Origin of the sequence: Chthonomonas sp. (assembly GCF_035294165.1) — a bacterium.
GTDB lineage: Bacteria > Armatimonadota > Chthonomonadetes > Chthonomonadales > Chthonomonadaceae > Chthonomonas.
This window is the reverse complement of record NZ_DATGLN010000239.1, coordinates 12,842-29,516: the sequence shown is the minus strand read 5'-3', so window position 1 is coordinate 29,516 and position 16,675 is coordinate 12,842. Positions and strand designations below refer to the sequence as shown.

The following is a 16,675-nucleotide window of genomic DNA, read 5'->3' as shown; positions in this document are numbered from 1 at the left end:
CGCCTGAAACCTGGCGAGCACGGTTGGATAGGCTGGGCACTTTACAGCGGCTGGTCAAAAGGGAAGTTCTGACGCTTGTAACGCGTTTCTGCTGCCTGTGCAATTGGCCTAAAAGACCACGAACCGTTTCCCTAAGCGTTTGCGGTGTAAATTAGCGTTTAGGAGGTAAGATAGCAAAATTGTATCTGCATAATTAAGTTGGTATTTGAAAACAACTAACAAACGCAGCATATTGTTAGGACATACGTGCTGTGAGAGAGACTTCGACGACTAAGCAGGATATTGGGAAGTGACGGCGAATAATAGTAGAAAACTCTGTACCAAAAGGAGTATCTATGGTAACGCTGCAGCCGTGGCATAACGGGTTGCTGCAGGAGTTTCTACTTACGGTGCCTGCCGACTTGGAGTGGGAAGAGGCACTTGCCCAGATAGAAGCACGGCTTGAGGAGGCCAAGCCCTCCATGTCGGTGCGGGGAGTGCAGGTCACCATCGAGTTTGGCGTGCGCCAAGTTAGTTATGAGCTACTGCACGATTTGGTGGCGCTTTTACGTGATCGCTACGGGGTGCTGGTTGTGGCCGTTGTCAGTACCGACATGCACACCCAAGAGGCGGCCCGTCGGCTAGCCCTCGGCGTCTATCTTATCGCTCCGGGCGCGCCCCTTAGCGCCGAAGCGAGCGCGGATGCCACAGGCAACAACGCGCTTTACTATGCGGGGACGGTGCGCTCCGGGCAGAGGCTTACGCACCACGCGCACCTGATCGTGGGCGGCGATGTAAACCCAGGTGCAGAGGTAATTGCCGGTGGGGATATTGTGGTTTTAGGAACGTTGCGCGGTTTGGCCCATGCTGGCTGTTATGGCAACGAGGAGGCGCGCATTGTGGCGGGCAACATGCGCCCCCAACAACTCCGCATTGCCGGCCAAATTGCTCGCGCACCCGAGGAGGATACCCGCGCGGCAACAGCAAGCCGGCGCCCCGAAGTGGCGCGCATTGTAGACGGCATCATTCAAGTCTCACCCCTGTGAGAGACCATCCGACCGCATTGCCAGCACATGGTGTGCGCGCCATGCTCCCGGCAACCTTCCCTTTTGGTGCAGTAGGCTACTCGCTTCCCACCCCCCAATTGGCGATAAGGGCTCCTCGCGGTGGGCAACTCAGCGGCCAGTTTTTATTCCCTTCATCGCCCATCTCGCTGGCCGCTGCATTGCTGTCCGCGAGGACGGAAAGGACGGGATAGGGGGCGAACAAAGCCGACCTGCTCTACAAACTGCCTCTAGAGCCGCGAGATTGTCAGCCCCACCCCTATCCTCTCAGAACTGCTGAGCATTGAAACTCAAGATTTCTCGCCTTCGGCTCGAAATGACGGGCGTATCACCGGCTCTTCAAGCCCCATCCCCTCCCCCTACAGGGAGAGGGGAGACAGGTAAGTAGGGGCAGGCACAGGGCTTGCCTAGATCCATCTCAAATCGAAAACAAAGAAGGAATCATGCCCTCAAACGGTGTAGAGTTCCAACAGATAGGGTATCAACATATAAGGAGCGATGTTATGGCATTGAAAGTGGCCGTTATTGGGGCCGGAGGCATTGGGGCGCGGCATGGACAGGTTTACATGCGTCACCCCGATGCCGAGCTGTTGGGCTACTGCGATATAGATGCCGCTCGTGCCGACCGTCTTGCGGCACGCGACGGCGTGAAGAGCTGGCACAGCATTAAAGAGATGCTGGCGGATGTGGGCGACAAGCTGCAGGCCGTATCGGTTTGTACGGCCGGCCCGGAGAACGGTGGGCACCACTACGAGCCGACCATGCAGTGTTTCGAGGCCGGCCTGCATGTGCTCTGCGAAAAGCCCATCAGCAACAACATCCATCACGCACGGGAAATGGTGGAGACCGCACGTAAAAAAGGACTCTACTTTGGCATTAATCTAAACCACCGCTTTACACCGCCGGCAGCCAAGGCCAAAGAGTGGGTACAGAGCGGAAAATTGGGGCACCTTCTCCTTATGAATATGACCATGTGGATAGACAACCCCAACGAAAGCTCACCATGGTTCCATATTCGGGCACTTCACCCCCACTCGCTCGATATTATGCGCTACTACTGCGGCCCAGTGAAAAAAGTCCATGCCTTCTTCAATCGCGCACCCAAGCCCGATGGGCCGGGCGGCAAGCGGGTCTGTTGGTCAAACGTTCAGGTGAACCTGCTGTTCGAGAACGACGTGGTGGGACACCTTACCGGCTCTTACGATGCCAACCCTGCCCATAACCTGGAGCGATGTGAGGTAATGGGCACGGAGGGACGCTTCGTTTTGGAAAACCTCTACGAGGAGCTGACGTTCTATCCCCGTCGTAGCCAGGAACTAACGGTTATTCGCAACAGCATTATGGGCGGAATGACGGGCTTCGACCAGACGTTCGATAGGCGCATAGGGCGCTGGATAGAGCAGGTGAACGCCGGCGTGCCTCGTGACCAGATAGAGGCGAGCGGCGAAGATGGTTTGGCCGTGCAAGAGATCATCGAGGCGGCCATTCAAAGCTGGGAAAACAACTGTGTGGTGGATGTGGAGAGAGGATAGCCCGTTCGTACGATGCGCGTTTTGACCTCCGAGCAGATGCGCGAACACGACCGCCACGTTATCGAGCAGGTGGGCCTTCCCGGCGCCGTGCTTATGGAGAACGCTGGCGCCGCCGTTGCCAGGGTCATCGCGCAAACGTATGGGGCCTTGGCCGGCGTCTCTGTTGCGCTGTTTTGTGGAGGAGGCAATAACGGCGGCGACGGCTTTGTGGTGGCGCGGCGGCTAGCGCTTTTGGGTGCACGACCTACCGTCTACTTCTTTGGCAAAGAAGAGAGCCTGAAAGCGGATGCCGCCACACACCTTCAGGTGGTGCGTCGTATGGGCCTGCCCGTGGTGGTGGGCGCCGACCCGCAACAGCTTACCCTCGACCCCCATACTGCACTGGCGGTAGATGCCCTGTTGGGAACCGGAAGTAAGGGGGCCCCTCGCGAACCGATTCGTGGGGCCATCGTCACCATGAACCGGCTTGGCTGCCCCATCTATGCGGTGGATATTCCCTCCGGTATCGACTCGGACACGGGCGCCGTGCCGGCAGAGGCCGTGCGCGCAACCCACACCATCACCTTGGCCTGCCCCAAAATAGGGCTTTTCCTTTTCCCTGCTGCCGACTACGTGGGGCAACTGCATGTAAGCGACATCGGTTTCTGTTGGGATACGCTCGGGTTGCCCTATCTCGGCAGGCTCTTTGCACCTAAAGCCTCCTCCGTGGCCACCACCGTATGCGGCCCCCGTCACCCCAACGCCAACAAAGGCCACTTCGGACATGTGGGCATAGTTGCCGGTTCTCAGGGCATGGTGGGAGCACCGGCGTTGGTGGCGAGGGCAGCCCAGCGGGCCGGCGCCGGGCTTGTAACGGTGTTGGCACCGCGCTGCATTCAGCCGGTTCTGGCCGCTAAGCTCGACGAGCAGATGACGCTGCCGCTTGCCGATGCGGAGGGCGCTCTCACAGAAGAGGCTCTGTCCGACATCCTGCGCTTCGCCCAGAAAGCCACCCTCTTCTGCATTGGCCCCGGCCTTACCACACATCCCCAAACCGTCGCTCTGGTGCAGCATCTGCTCGGCGTGCTTCACAAACCCATTGTGCTAGATGCAGATGGATTAAACGCCCTTGCCCAAAACCCTGATTGCTTGCGTGAACGCCCCGAAGAGGCCCCCCTCATTCTTACCCCACATCCAGGAGAGGCGGCTCGACTTTTAGGAACAACAACGTCGGAGATAGAGTCCGACCGTGTAGGAGCGGTAAAGTTGCTGGCCTCTCGTTTTCGCGCGATAGCGTTGTTAAAAGGGCGCTATACACTCGTTGCTACCCCTAGCGGCACGCTATCCGTAAATACTACGGGGAACCCCGGTATGGCAACAGGAGGTAGTGGCGATAGCCTAACGGGCATTTTAGGGGGTATATTAGCTCAAGCCCTTGCGCAAGAACGCAATAAAACCGATATAAGAGGTAGGGTGGACGTTCTTGCCGAGGCGGTGGCGCTGGCCACCTATCTGCATGGGCTGGCAGGAGACCTCGCTTGCCGGACACTGGGAGAGGCAGCGCTGACGGCAGGAGACATCATCCAACATCTGCCCATGGCGTTCAGCAAACTCTTTGTTGAACCAAGTCCGTGTGTTACGGAATCTCTTTAGGAGGCATCGAAGTGGTTTTTAGACCGGCCCCCCCTCATCTCTTCTGTAGGCAGGGGGATAGGTTGAGAGAACGCAGAGGAAGGGCGACGGTCTGTTCTTATGCCGCCGTGGCGATGCTGGGGAGCCTGCTGTTTTGCGGCCTGGCGGCTTACGCCCAAAAGCCCGTCGCTCCCTCGGCATCGGCCAAGCCGTCGCCCACCGCGCAGCCTACCCTGCAGATTCAGCGGCAAGTGAGCGGCGACCTCCTCTATCGGTTTCTGGCTCCTAATGGCGCTCCCACGGCGCCTGTGCCCCTGCCAACCCCCACCGATGCCAACCAGGTTGTGGCCATAACGCTGCCGGCAAACTTGCCTAAAAATGCCGTTTTGGAGGTCATCAATCGCACCACCGGCAAAGTGGCCCACTTGCCGGTCAAAACCAACGGAGTTACCGCCCTTACCGATGCCGACTTCACCCTTGTGCAAACGGTAATGGTGCCTGTTCAGGTGGAGGGTAAAGGCGGCCTCACCGATGCGGTCGTTACCCTTACCAGCTCCGATGGAAAATATAAGGCGAGTTGGCTCCTAAAGGCCGCCGATAAAGGGGTCGCCCAGTTCACCAATGTGCCTATGGGGGTGGCCCTTACCGTTACGGTAAAAAACGACGACGACCCTCCTATCAGCCAAACCCAAACGCTGCCAACCAACCCGCCGGCAGAGGGCTATCATTGGCCCACGATCACCGTCACTTGGCCTGATGCTCATAGCGTTCCCTTGCCTGCAGCCCCATCGGCACCAACAACCCCGCCCCCAGGCGTCACCCCCACGCCACCGGCGCCACCCCCGTCAAACCCGCTGGGCGACATCATTTCTACCCTCATCGGGCTTGGCGTTATCGGAGGAATAGGCTATGGGGTTGTTTGGGCGTATAGGCAAGGCCACCTGCGTCGCTTTTTTGAGGGGATCGGGATGCACATCCCCGAAGCCCAGTCTCAGCCGGACGTACAGCCCTTTAAAAAGCCGGAGCAACCACCTCTTCCACCGATCACCGAAGGAACTGCCGACCCCTTCGCCTCCGGTGTGGCCGGCTCTCCTAGGGGTGTTGGGGGTGGGCCGCGCTTGGTGGGCACCATGGGCGTCTACGCCGGGCAGATATTCGAACTGCAAGGCCCGCAGGTGGACATCGGCCGTGATTCTTCCAACACGGTGGTGCTTTTGCAGGATAGCAACGTGTCGCGGCGTCATGCCAGCATTCAAAACCAGGGCGAACAGTTCGTCATTGTGGATAACGGCTCCTCCAATGGAACGTTTGTCAATGGGGTGCGCATTCCCCCGCTAACCCCCCATCCACTTCACCCGGGCGATGAGATTCAGGTGGGTATGACCCGCTTTCGTTTCGAGATATAAGGATATTAGCCATGCGCTCACGTATCATCGTATGTACGCTTGCCGGTTTGGTTGGTGGTTTGGCCGGAGCGCTCCTTCAAGAGGCTCTCATTCACTATCAAGTGATGCGCACGATATTTGGCGACTGCTTGCCGGTTCCTCCCACTCCCGGGCAGGAAAGGCTGCTGGCTTTTTGCGTGGGCGGGCTTCCGGGTATGCTGCTGGGAACCGCCGATGGCGTTGTAGAAGGCAATCTCCGCAAACTCTTGCGCGGCGTTGTTGTGGGGCTGATCGGCGGCTTCCTGTTGGGCTACATCGGCATGATGTTTGGCAATAAGCTGTACAATCTGCTCGGCGGCTCGGCAAACATGAACTCCCACGGGGGCTTGGCCAGCTTCCTCCATGAGGTCATCGCTCGGGCGTTTGGGTGGTCGCTGCTTGGTGCGGGCATCGGCACCGGTGCCGGCATGGCCACCATGCACCTAAAGCGGATTTGGCGTGGGGCGTTGGGCGGTTTTCTTGGTGGGTTTATCGGCGGCTTTGTTTTCGACCTTGTAGCCGTGACGGTGGCGCCTCTCGAAGCCCCGATTCAGTCGGGCGCTTGCTATGAGGCGGGCGGGCTAAGTCGAATCATCGGGTTCACGGCCATCGCTACCTGCACCGGCCTTTTGGTGGGCATTGTGGAGGAGCTTTTGAAAGAGGCCTGGGTGCGCGTGCTGGTGGGCCGTAACGAAGGGCGCGACTTCTCTTTAGACAAACCGATAAACATTTTGGGGCGTGACGAGCGCTGCGATGTGCCTTTGTATGGCGACCCAAATGTGGGAATTCAGCATGCTGCCATCTGCAAGGAGGACAAGCGGCACGTGTTGGTGGATGCAGGCACTCCCGCCGGCACGCTGGTGAACGGGCAGCCGGTGCCGCCTGGCGGCAAAGTGGTGTTGCACGACGGCGATATGATTCAGATAGGAATGCACCGCATCCTCTTTCGAGAACGCGCCACCGCCTCCAAAGTACGACCGATTGGGGTGGAGACGCCGCGCAGCGCTGCCGGCAATCCGCTCTCGCCCATGCCCTCTCATCTGTGCCCCTACTGCGGAGCGCCTAAAGATGCGGCCGGCAACTGCCGATGCACCGTGGCGCCCTCAGCTCCCATGGCTGCACTAGACCCGCCAGCAGGTACGTCTTTTAGTAGCGGTGCAGGTGCCGCAGCGACGATGGCAGGGGTCGGAACCTCGGTTGGTCGCCTGGTGGGAATAGAAGGGCCTCTCGCCGGGGATGTCATTTCGCTAGGGAAGCCCACCATCACCATCGGACGTGAGGTCGGCAGAGATATCGTGATCGACGACCCTACCGTCTCGCGCGCTCATGCGGAGTTAAGCTACATGAACGGAGTTTGGATGATAAGAGATAATAACTCATCCAACGGCACGTTCGTCAATGGGGTGCGCGTTACCAGCCAGGTGCTGCACCCCGGAGACACCGTGCAGTTTGGTTCGAGCCGTTTTCGCTTCGAGTAGTGAAAGAGTTACACCGAAAACACGTTGCACCGGCTTTTAAAGCCGTGAGAAAAGAGGCAGGAACATGGAAGATCGCACTCAGATTATAGGCGCATCACCCACGCAGATGGGCGCCATGCCCACGCAAATGGGAGTGGCGCCAACACAGATGGGAACCGCACTCCAAACCCTGGAAGTGGAGTGCATGCCGGGCAATCGCTATGCCCTCGCCGGCGACATCTCCCGCGAGCACGCGCTCGTGGTGCTTAAGGCCACAGGGCAACAGCTCGGGCGGCGCGCCCCCATCAACGTGTGTCTCTGCATTGATCGCTCCGGCAGCATGGAGGGGCCCCCGCTAGATTACGTGAAAATGGCGTGCGACTATGTGGTGGACATGCTCGAGCCGAACGACATTCTCTCCATCGTCACCTTTGAAGAGCATGTGGATGTGCTGATGCCGGCTCGGCGTGTGGTGAACAAGGCGCTTATTAAGGAGCATATTCACCGCATCGAGCCGGGCAATACCACGAACCTGTATGATGGGTTAGTCGCTGCCTTCATGCAGATCGCCTCGGTTCTGCCGCAAACACAGGGCTATGTAACGCGCGTATTACTGCTTACCGATGGCGACCCGACGGTGGGAATTAAAGACTATAGCACCATTGTGCAGCAGGTTGCGGAGCAGCGCGCTAAAGGCATTACCGTTACGGCGCTGGGTTTCGGGCCGGAGTACAACGAGGAGCTTTTGGCAGGTATTGCCAAACGAAGTGGTGGCAACTACTACTACATTCAGCGCCCCGACCTCATCCCCGAAGTGTTTCGACGCGAGCTGGAGACGGTAATGTCGGTTGTGGCCCGCAACGTTCAGGTGCGCCTGCAACTGTCGCGATGGGTTAACCTCCGCCAAGTCTATGGGCTACAGCCCTCCTTCGGCCCGCGCACCGTCGAGGTGACCGTGCCCGACATCGAGCGAGGCACCTCGCGCACGGTGCTGGCCGAACTGGAGTTCGAGCGTCATCCGGTGGGTGTTTTCCGCGTGGCGAAGGTTGTGGTGACCTACGATGACCTCCTTGCAAACCGGCCGGGACAGGCGAGCGCCGACTGCGTTTTTGAGTTCACCAAAGATGCTGCGCTCTTGGCACAAGGGGTTAACCCCATTGTACACAACGAGATCGAAATTGCACAGGCCTCTCAGAATCTCCAACGCACCATTATGGGCATGCGCACGCAGCAGCTTACGGCAATGGGTGCCCTCTCCGAGCTGCAGCGCACCCGCACCATCCTTATGCAAACAGGCCAAATAGAGAAGGCTCAGCAGTTGGATGCGGCCATGCAGTCGCTTCAGCGAGGCAGCGGCGATGTGGAGAAAACCCTTATGGGCACCATTGTGGATATCGAACAGGGCAAACGATAAGGAGAACACCAAACCATGAGCGATGAACCTACCCGCATGATGACTTCTCCGGCCGGGCCGGAGAAAACGCTGCTGGCCACACCGCAGGCCGACCCCCTGCGCACCCAACTGGGTGGTACCACCGTTTGCCCCGTGTGCCACACCACCACCCCCGTGCTGGAGAGCTATTGCTGCGAATGTGGCTTTCTGTTATCGGCGACCGTTCCGGAAAGCCTAAAGATGGCGCCGGAAGAGGCGCCCCCTGCAGAGCTTGTGGAGCTTGAGACGGGGCGCCGCCACCGCTTGCGTGTGGGAGAGAACACGGTGGGGCGGCAGGGAACGGATGTGCTGCTGTTAGATTCTACGGTATCGCGAAGCCATGCACGCATTCGCGTGGAGAATGGGCAGGTGTTTGTGGAAGACCTCGGCAGCACCAACGGCACCAAAGTGGGCGATGTGCGCCTCAGCCCCAACCAGCCGGTCGTGGCGACCGGCGGCACCCTGCTGCGTTTCGGCAATGTGCAACTGCGGCTTGAAGTGCGTGGAGGCGAGGGGCAGGGCGTCAGCCTTGAGGGGGCCGAAAAGACGGTGGCCATAGCAGCCTCCTCCGAGGCCACGCTGCTTGCCCCTGCGATGCAGCCGGTCGAGACCGCTCCGCCTGTGGCCTGGCTCAGAAAGCTGGAGGGGCCGGGCAATGAGTTGCCTGTGCCTGCCGGGGTTTCGCGCATCGGACGGCGCCCGGCCAACGAGCTGGTCGTTACCGGCGACGCCTACGTTTCCGGCTCACATGCGGAGATACGGGTCGAAAACGGGGAGGCGTGGCTTACCGATGTTGGCAGCACCAACGGCACCTTTGTCAACGGCAGGCGGCTGATGCCCAATCAGCCACAGCGTTTGGAACCTGGAGATGAGGTAAAAATCGGGCAGACAAGCTATCGTTTTGAATGGGTCGAGCAGCCTCAATCTCAAGAGGCCCCGCAAGGGATGCCGGAGCCTCAAGAAGAGCACCCAAATGAAGGGGCAGACAATATCTCCGAAGAATAAAAGCGGGTAAGCTCTTGTGTGGGGAGAATATGAGACTGTAGATTACGAGGTGAAAACCGTTACCGATGGCTGAAATGTATTCTACATCGCCGGAAGGCCAAGAGCCTACCGCGAAACTGGAGCGTGAGGTGCTGGTGCGGGGATGGCGTGCCTACGCGCCGCGTGCGCCGCGCTGTCTTCCCCTCATCAAGTTTGCGGCCCGCACGGATATGGGGCAAGTGCGTGAGAACAACGAGGATAAGTTCGATTTTTACGAGCCGGAAGAGCCTGCCATTCTTGCGCAGCGCGGATGTCTCTACGCGGTCGCAGATGGCATGGGGGGCGCATTGGCCGGCCAGATAGCGAGTGAGCTTACCCTCAAGCGCCTGCTTTCGGCCTACTATGACCATCCGGCAGACGATCCGCATACGGCCATGCGCGAGGCCATTTTGGAGGCGAACAACTACATCCATGCCCTAGCCCAGGCCATTCCCGAACGCAACGGCATGGGGAGCACCCTGGTAGCGGCGGTGTTTATTGAAGATAGGGTTTTTATTGTGCAGGTAGGCGATAGCCGTGCCTATCTGTGGCGTAAAGGGCAGTTTCGGCAGGTAACGGTCGATCATTCCTGGGTAGAGGAACAGGTGCGGGCGGGCGTGCTCACCCGCGAAGAGGCCGAACTGTCGCCTTTCCGCAATGTCATTACGCGCTCCATTGGTGCAACCCCAAACGTCCTCCCCGATTTCTATGAAGAGAGCGTGCAAGAGGGAGATATTTGGCTGCTATGTTCCGACGGTCTCACCGGCCATGTGGAAGACGCGGAGATCGCAACGATTGTGGGAAGCCATGCGCCTTCCGAGGCCACCCGTCAACTCGTTGAACTGGCCAATGCCCGTGGGGGGCGCGATAATATCACGGTGTTTGTGCTTTCGGTTCGGGCCGTTGTGGGCTGTGAGGGGGAGGGCGTCGGCCTTGAACGCAGCACCGTCGGCCTTGAGGAGGTTCAGAGCTTTTTTACATCCCCTCGGCTCACCTCTAAAGAGTCGGCTCTAGAGGCCAGCGGCCTCGAGGGAACCCCAAAACCGACCGCACCCTTCTGGCGCCGTTTTCTGCTAGGGTCATAAACCACCAACACATAGGTGGTCACTTGCTACGTGGGAGTAGGGCTGTAGAGGCTGACGATCTCACGGTTCTAGAGTCAGTCAGTAAAGCAAGCCTCCCATGTTCGCCCCCTATCCCATCCTTTCGTCTTGCAGACAGCAACGCAGCGGCCAGCGAGATGGGCGATGAAGGGAATAAAACTGGCCGCTGAGGCGCCCACCGCGAGGTGCCCCTCTCCCAAATTGGGGGAGGGGCGGGGGGGTGGGGGCTTGTAGGGCCGGTGATACACCTGTCATTTCGAGCCGAAGGCGAGAAATCTTAAGTTTCAACTCCCACCCGTTCTGAGGGGAAGAGCGTGCGCCTCGAGGGGCCGGGGGTGGGCGGCACAAAGCACCTAGTCTTCACCAACCGCGCGAAGGTAGGCCAGAAGCAGCCGAAGCAGCTCATCGGGGGCTTGGCAGTGCATGATCTCGTAGCCATGCGAGTTTTCCACAGGCAAACCCAGCGTCACCGGCCGCGCCACAAGGCCATTGGCCGCACAGCATGAGGCATCGCTGCCTCCACGCGACAGATACTGCCAGTGGGGCTGCTGCCCCAAGGTTTGGCAACAGGCCGTAAGCAGTTGGCCGTCCACGGCCTCCATGGCCGCGTAGCTATCCCGAACCCAGATGGTGGGCTGTGCGTTGATGGCAAAGTTGGCCTCCGGCGTTTTGGGGCCGATTTCCAATGCAATGCAGATGTCGGCGGGATGGCGTTGAAGATAAAAACGCGCGCCCTCTCCGCCCACCTCCTCCGATGTGGTGGCCAAAAAAGTGAGCGAGCCGATCTGTGGGAGGGGCTGTTGTGCCAGCGCTTCCAAAGCCAAAAGCCACACGGCGAGGTCGGCACGGTCGTCCAAAAAATAGGCGGCAATGTGGTCGCCGAACGCTGTAATGGTGCGACGCGACGGGGCTAAAACGGCGCGCAGCCCCGGCCGCACGCCTAGCGCTTCAAGTTCTGTGGCCGAAAGGCCGGTAAAGAGGCAAACCCTCTCCCACTCCAGCGGGCCTTTACGCGCCTGCTGGGCGGCGCTGGCCTCGTGCTCGGTATGCACCGAGCCGAAAGAGAGAATCGTTGGCAGCGGCCCATGCGGGGTCAGCACATGAATGGGCGCCTCGCCCCATTTCCACGGATAGATGCCCCCACACGGCGCCACCTTCAGCGTGCCATCCTCCTCAATGCGGGTTATCATCAGAGCGATCTCGTCCATGTGGGCGGTAACCACCACCGAGGGACGCTGCGGATCGCCGGGCAATGTTACCACCAGGTTGCCTTTGGAGTCGGTTTGGGGATGATAGCCGAATTGGGTAAGACGCTCTTTCAAGAACTGGCGCACATGCTCTTCTTGCCCCGGCGGGCCGGGGAGGGCGACCAGCTTGCGAATAAGCGAAAGCGCCTGGGTATCGGGCATAGTTTACAAGCTCCTCACGAGGTGCTCCCCGCAGCGATAGGCGAGGGCCATGATGGTGAGCACGGGGTTGAAGCCGCCGTTAGTCACATGCAGTGAGGCATCTATAACGAAGAGATTATCGAAGTCATGCACGCGCCCCCACGGGTCGGTAACGGAGGTTTTCGGGTCGTGCCCCATGCGGCAGGTGCCGGCCTGGTGCTGGCCGGCGCTTAGGTAATAGCCCGGAGGGTCGCCCCACACCTTTATGGCCCCGCTGGCCAGCAACCACTCTTTAGCGCGTCCCCACATATAGTGGGCGGTGCGCACCGTTTCGGTATGGGCAACGCCCTCAAAGCGCGCCACCGGCAGGCCGTAACGGTCGCGCACATCGGGGTCGAGGGTCACACGACAGTTGGGGTTCGGAATTTCGTGCACGGGGCCCATCACATGCAGGGTACGCCGATAGTTCTCTCGCATCCAGCGCTTGTTCTCCAGCCCACGGCGAGGGAGGTCGGGTGGCAGGGCGTTTTTCCAAAAGATGATGGGCAGCTTAATGAACTCGTTGGCCAACATGCCCCCTCCAATGATTTCGGGGTTATGATGGTTGAACTGGCAGGTGGCGATGCAGACACCGGGGCCGATGCCGTCGTAGACCGGTTCCTCCATAAGCCCCAACGCTCCCGGATAGTAGTGTCCTTGCAGATTGCGCCCTACCAGGTCGTAACGGTTGCCCAGGCCGTTTGGGTGGTGCGGCGAAGCGGAGAGCAGAAGCAGGCGGGCCGACTCGACGGCTCCGGCCGACAACACAACGCATTTGGCGGTGGCCGTGTGGCGCTCCAGTCGTCCGTTCTCCTCCAGGATGTAAGCGACGCCCGTCACGTTGCCGCGTGCGTCCGTCTCGATGCGTTCGGCCACGGCGCGGATTTTCAAGGTGCAGAGGCCGGTGGCCAGGGCACGGGGCAGCAGGGTATTGTGCGTGCCGTTTTTCGAATCGGAGGGACAGTCGAACCCAACGCAGTGTTGGCACTGCACGCAGGCCGGCCTTCCGTTGTAAGGCACGCTGTTGATAAGCAGCGGGGGGGTGCAGGTTTTCCACCCTAGGGCTTGCGCCCCACGCGCCAAAACCTGGCCAGATCGGGTAAGGGGCATCGGCGGCATGGGGTAGCTTTTTCGGCGCGGCACCGGAGGGGCATGGGCTTCCGAATCGCCACAGACGCCCAACTCCCATTCGGCGCGCTCGTAGTAAGGTTCCAGGTCGTTATAGGAAAGAGGCCAGTCGGCCAGCGAGCTGCCTTCGGGCACACCGTAGAGGCTGGCCATGCGAAAATCTTCCTCCATAAAGCGCCACGCTTGGGCGCCGTAAACGCGCGTTCCCCCGCCCACGCAGGCCGCATTGTTTTGATAGCCTCCCTCATGAGGGCGCACCAGGATGCGTTCCCCAAACAGCCCTGTAGCGACCCTCGGATGCCCCTCCTTATCAGGCCCGGCGTTATGGCCGTATTGTGAAAGCCGTTGATTGCGCAGGTGGTCGCGCCCAATCTGCTCCATGTGGAGGTTAGGACCTCGTTCAAGGAGGAGCACATGTTTACCGGCCTCGGCCAGCAGGCAGGCCACGATGCCACCTGCCGCTCCCGCACCGATCACTATCGCATCGTAATCTGGCATAGCTATTTCCTCATAAATAAATTCACCTCGGCCTCCGTTGGCTCCTGCTTGAAGGAAGGGGAAGAGCGTGTGCTTTGAAGTGCCGATGATACGCCTGTCCTTTCGAGATAAACACCTGTCATTTCGAGTCGATAATACACCTGTCATTTCGAGCCGAAGGCGAGAAATCTTGAGTTTCCCTTCCCACCCGTCCTGAGGGGTGAGTGGGTGGGACTACAGCAACTGACAATCTCACGGTTCTAGAGCAAGTTAGCAGAATGAGCTTGTCTTGCTCGCCCCCTATCCCGTCCTTTCCGTCCTCGCGGACAGCAATGCAGCGGCCAGCGAGATAGACGATCATGGGTGTTGTAGTGGCCGCTGAGGCGCTCACCGCGAGGTGCCCCTCTCCCTGATAGGGGGAGGGGCGGGGGGGTGGGGGCCGATAATACACCTGTCATTTCGAGCCGAAGGCGAGAAATCTTAAATTTCAACTCCCACAAGCTCTGAGGGGTGGGGGTGGGACTACAGCAACTGACAATCTCACGGTTCTAGAGCAAGTTAGCAGAATGAGCTTGTCTTGCTCGCCCCCTATCCCGTCCTTTCCCCCGATTCGGGAGGTGCTAGCGCACGGCAACGCAGCGGCCAGAGAAATAGACGATGAAGGAAACGACACAGGCCGCTGAGGGGGAGAGCGCCGGCCTTGAGCGCAGCACCATCGCTCTTAAAAAAGCCCGTTAGCCCAGAATCCATTTGTATAGGAGGCAGAGATTATTCAACCGCCAAGCCGGGACGCCGTACGCCTGTAGTGTGGAAAGCCACATACTTGAGCACGTTGACCAGCGCCATGCCCTCTTCCCAGTCGCACTCACCCATGAGAGCGATCTGAATCCAATTACGACGCTGGAGATATTCGCTGTTGTAGTTAAGCAGGAAACCTTTTTCTTCCAAGCGACGACCCAGCTCCACAGACGGGATGTCTGGTGGCAGTACCACCGTTACCACCGCGGGAGCGGCCACGGAATCGGGGATGAGGAGCTGAAACCCTGCTTCGCGGAGACGCCGGCGCAATTCGGCCCCCATTTTGGCTATCTGGGCAAACCGCCGTTCCCACTCGGCGTCCCAAATGGCCGCGCGCAGGGCGTATAGGAGGTTCGAATTGAAAGTAAATGGGACGCCGTTTTGTACAGCGTAGTAACCAAGGTCGAGATACCGCGGCAGACGATCGGGCGCAGGCCGCAGTTCGTGGTGATGGAACACCATGCATAAGCCTGGGTAACTGCCCATGCCCTTGCCACTGGTTCCTGTAGCGAGGTACACCCCGTTCAGGTCTACATATACCGTACCTAAGGAGCTGATGCAGTCCATGCACAGTTTCAGGCCTAGCTTGGCACACAAAGCTTTCAAAGCCTCTAGATCGTTGAGAACGCCTGTGGAGGTCTCACAATGAACAGCCCAGACCCATATTAGGCTGGAGGTGCTTTCGATTCGACGCCGAACCTCGCAGAGATTGAAAGGGGCACTCCAGGGCACCTCGTATACCTCGAAATCGAGCCTCCATCGCCGGGCATGGTCTACCAAGCGGGTTCCGAATTCGCCATTGTTCAACACGAGGCCGCGGCCACCTTCCAGAAACAGTTGCCCGCCGACGGCGTCATTGGCTAACGTGCCTGAGCCCATCAGAATCTGGCATTTCGCTGCTCTGGTTAATCCACACAGGCGCTCCTTCGTGGCGTAAAAATCGCTTATGAAAACCGGGCTGCGATGTGACGTGGGTAACTGCTCTAAAGCACGGCGCACCTCGGGACGAACCGCCACCGGACCCGGCAGGAAATTCACGGGTGGGGCATGGAACGAGCGGGTTGGGGCACAGCGCAGAAACTCGCCGGCCCGCGCCTCGAATGTCTCCAGAGAAATATACATGGGCTGGAACAAAGCCTCGCCTGAGCCCACCAGCGGCCCGAAAGGGACGAAACCGAGGTGCTGATAGAGTTTTTGCTGTCGGGTGGTGCCGGAGATGATGGCCAGATCGTAGCTCTTTTCGATGCCATGCTGCCAGAGAAGCGCCAGCAGACCGGCCAGGATTTGACCGCCGCGCATCCCACGATATTTCTTCTCAATGGCCAGCAGGCGTACCTCGCAGATACGCCTGCCCGGAGGCAGGAAACTGTCCAAGTTGGGCAGCTTCTGGTCAAGAGAGAACGGGCGTTTGCCCCGCACTGCCAGCATCCCAACTAGTTTTCGCTCACACAGGCAAATGAGATAGGTGTTCTCACTGTGAAACTTATCCACCAATCGTTGGGAGGGCGAACGCTCGTGTTGAGGAATCTCCTCAACGAAAGTTTTGTAGTTGAGCCTATGAATAGCTTCGAACTCCCAATCCTCGGAAGCGAATTTGAAAACCAAAGACTGACGTTCTTTCATAGACACACCTCATGCTTGTCGAAATTCACGAAGTCAGCGGCCGCGCGCTAAAGCAGCTTACACCTACCTCGGAGACAGCCTAAGCTGGTTGCGAATAGCCCTAGCCCAAATACTGCAGGCGACACGCACGTCAAGGCCAATGCCGTTCCCCTCAACAAAAGTGCTGCCTACCTACAAGACGTATGGAGGAAAAACCGACTAAGAACCACGATTTGCCTTCTCTACACCATCGCGAACAAGACAGATGCGACCGGTGTTCTTCTAGGCTACCACACGTACGGCACACCCGACAGACGGGCCAGGTTGCCGACGGCGTTGGCTGCCTGAAGCGTCTTGAGTAAGAGGGCCTATTTTGCTGAAGGCATAAGCTTCTCTTATATGGCGAAATCCGTATGAACAGTATAGCCTATTAGAACAAATTAAAAAAGAGGGTATTTCCGGCGACTAAGGCCGCCGGTTTGCACGCACACATTTTATAAGTTACGGCGAGAAAACCATGCCCTTGTGGGTAGGGATGAGAGCTGCGTTCCACTTATTTGGGCACCCTGTTTAGCTTTGAGCGAGGAGGGAGATGTAAGCCCCCATAGGAATAGGGCC

General features: G+C 59.0%; 11 protein-coding genes. 8 read left to right on the top strand and 3 right to left on the bottom strand.

The window, feature by feature from the left end:
• The first annotated feature begins 335 nt into the window (after positions 1–335).
• The 8 genes from minC (at position 336) to VKV29_RS13430 (ending at position 10,607) form a co-directional block, all read left to right on the top strand.
• Positions 336–1,025, top strand: a complete 690-nt coding sequence (minC, locus tag VKV29_RS13465) for a septum site-determining protein MinC (protein WP_324201831.1) — start codon at positions 336–338, stop codon at positions 1,023–1,025.
• A gap of 521 nt (positions 1,026–1,546) precedes the next feature.
• On the top strand, positions 1,547–2,575 hold the full coding sequence (locus VKV29_RS13460) for a Gfo/Idh/MocA family oxidoreductase (protein ID WP_324201830.1): 1,029 nt from the start codon (positions 1,547–1,549) through the stop codon (positions 2,573–2,575).
• 12 nt (positions 2,576–2,587) lie between these two features.
• Positions 2,588–4,207 (top strand): NAD(P)H-hydrate dehydratase, encoded by a 1,620-nt coding sequence (locus tag VKV29_RS13455; protein WP_324201829.1) that lies wholly within the window; start codon positions 2,588–2,590, stop codon positions 4,205–4,207.
• Positions 4,208–4,269: 62 nt separating this feature from the next.
• Positions 4,270–5,592 carry an FHA domain-containing protein gene (locus tag VKV29_RS13450; protein WP_324201828.1) on the top strand — a complete coding sequence of 441 codons (1,323 nt, stop codon included), beginning with the start codon at positions 4,270–4,272 and terminating at the stop codon, positions 5,590–5,592.
• Between the two features lie 11 nt (positions 5,593–5,603).
• A complete protein-coding gene (locus VKV29_RS13445) occupies positions 5,604–7,088 on the top strand; it encodes an FHA domain-containing protein (RefSeq protein ID WP_324201827.1) in 1,485 nt (494 codons plus the stop codon).
• Between the two features lie 64 nt (positions 7,089–7,152).
• Positions 7,153–8,481: a vWA domain-containing protein gene (locus tag VKV29_RS13440; protein WP_324201826.1), complete on the top strand. Its 1,329-nt coding sequence runs from the start codon at positions 7,153–7,155 to the stop codon at positions 8,479–8,481.
• Positions 8,482–8,496: 15 nt separating this feature from the next.
• Positions 8,497–9,504 carry an FHA domain-containing protein gene (locus VKV29_RS13435; protein WP_324201825.1) on the top strand — a complete coding sequence of 336 codons (1,008 nt, stop codon included), beginning with the start codon at positions 8,497–8,499 and terminating at the stop codon, positions 9,502–9,504.
• Between the two features lie 65 nt (positions 9,505–9,569).
• On the top strand, positions 9,570–10,607 hold the full coding sequence (locus VKV29_RS13430; protein WP_324201824.1) for a Stp1/IreP family PP2C-type Ser/Thr phosphatase: 1,038 nt from the start codon (positions 9,570–9,572) through the stop codon (positions 10,605–10,607).
• A gap of 371 nt (positions 10,608–10,978) precedes the next feature.
• Here VKV29_RS13430 and VKV29_RS13425 read toward each other — a convergent pair whose 3' ends face one another.
• The 3 genes from VKV29_RS13425 to VKV29_RS13415 form a co-directional block, all read right to left on the bottom strand.
• On the bottom strand, positions 10,979–12,034 hold the full coding sequence (locus VKV29_RS13425; protein WP_324201823.1) for a M42 family metallopeptidase: 1,056 nt from the start codon (positions 12,032–12,034) through the stop codon (positions 10,979–10,981).
• 3 nt (positions 12,035–12,037) lie between these two features.
• Entirely contained in the window at positions 12,038–13,678 is a 1,641-nt protein-coding gene (locus tag VKV29_RS13420; RefSeq protein WP_324201822.1) for a GMC family oxidoreductase, read from the bottom strand.
• Positions 13,679–14,425: 747 nt separating this feature from the next.
• The gene (locus VKV29_RS13415) at positions 14,426–16,078 is read right to left on the bottom strand and encodes a GNAT family N-acetyltransferase (protein ID WP_324201821.1); all 1,653 of its coding nucleotides are present in this window, start codon (positions 16,076–16,078) and stop codon (positions 14,426–14,428) included.
• Between the last annotated feature and the right edge of the window lie 597 nt (positions 16,079–16,675).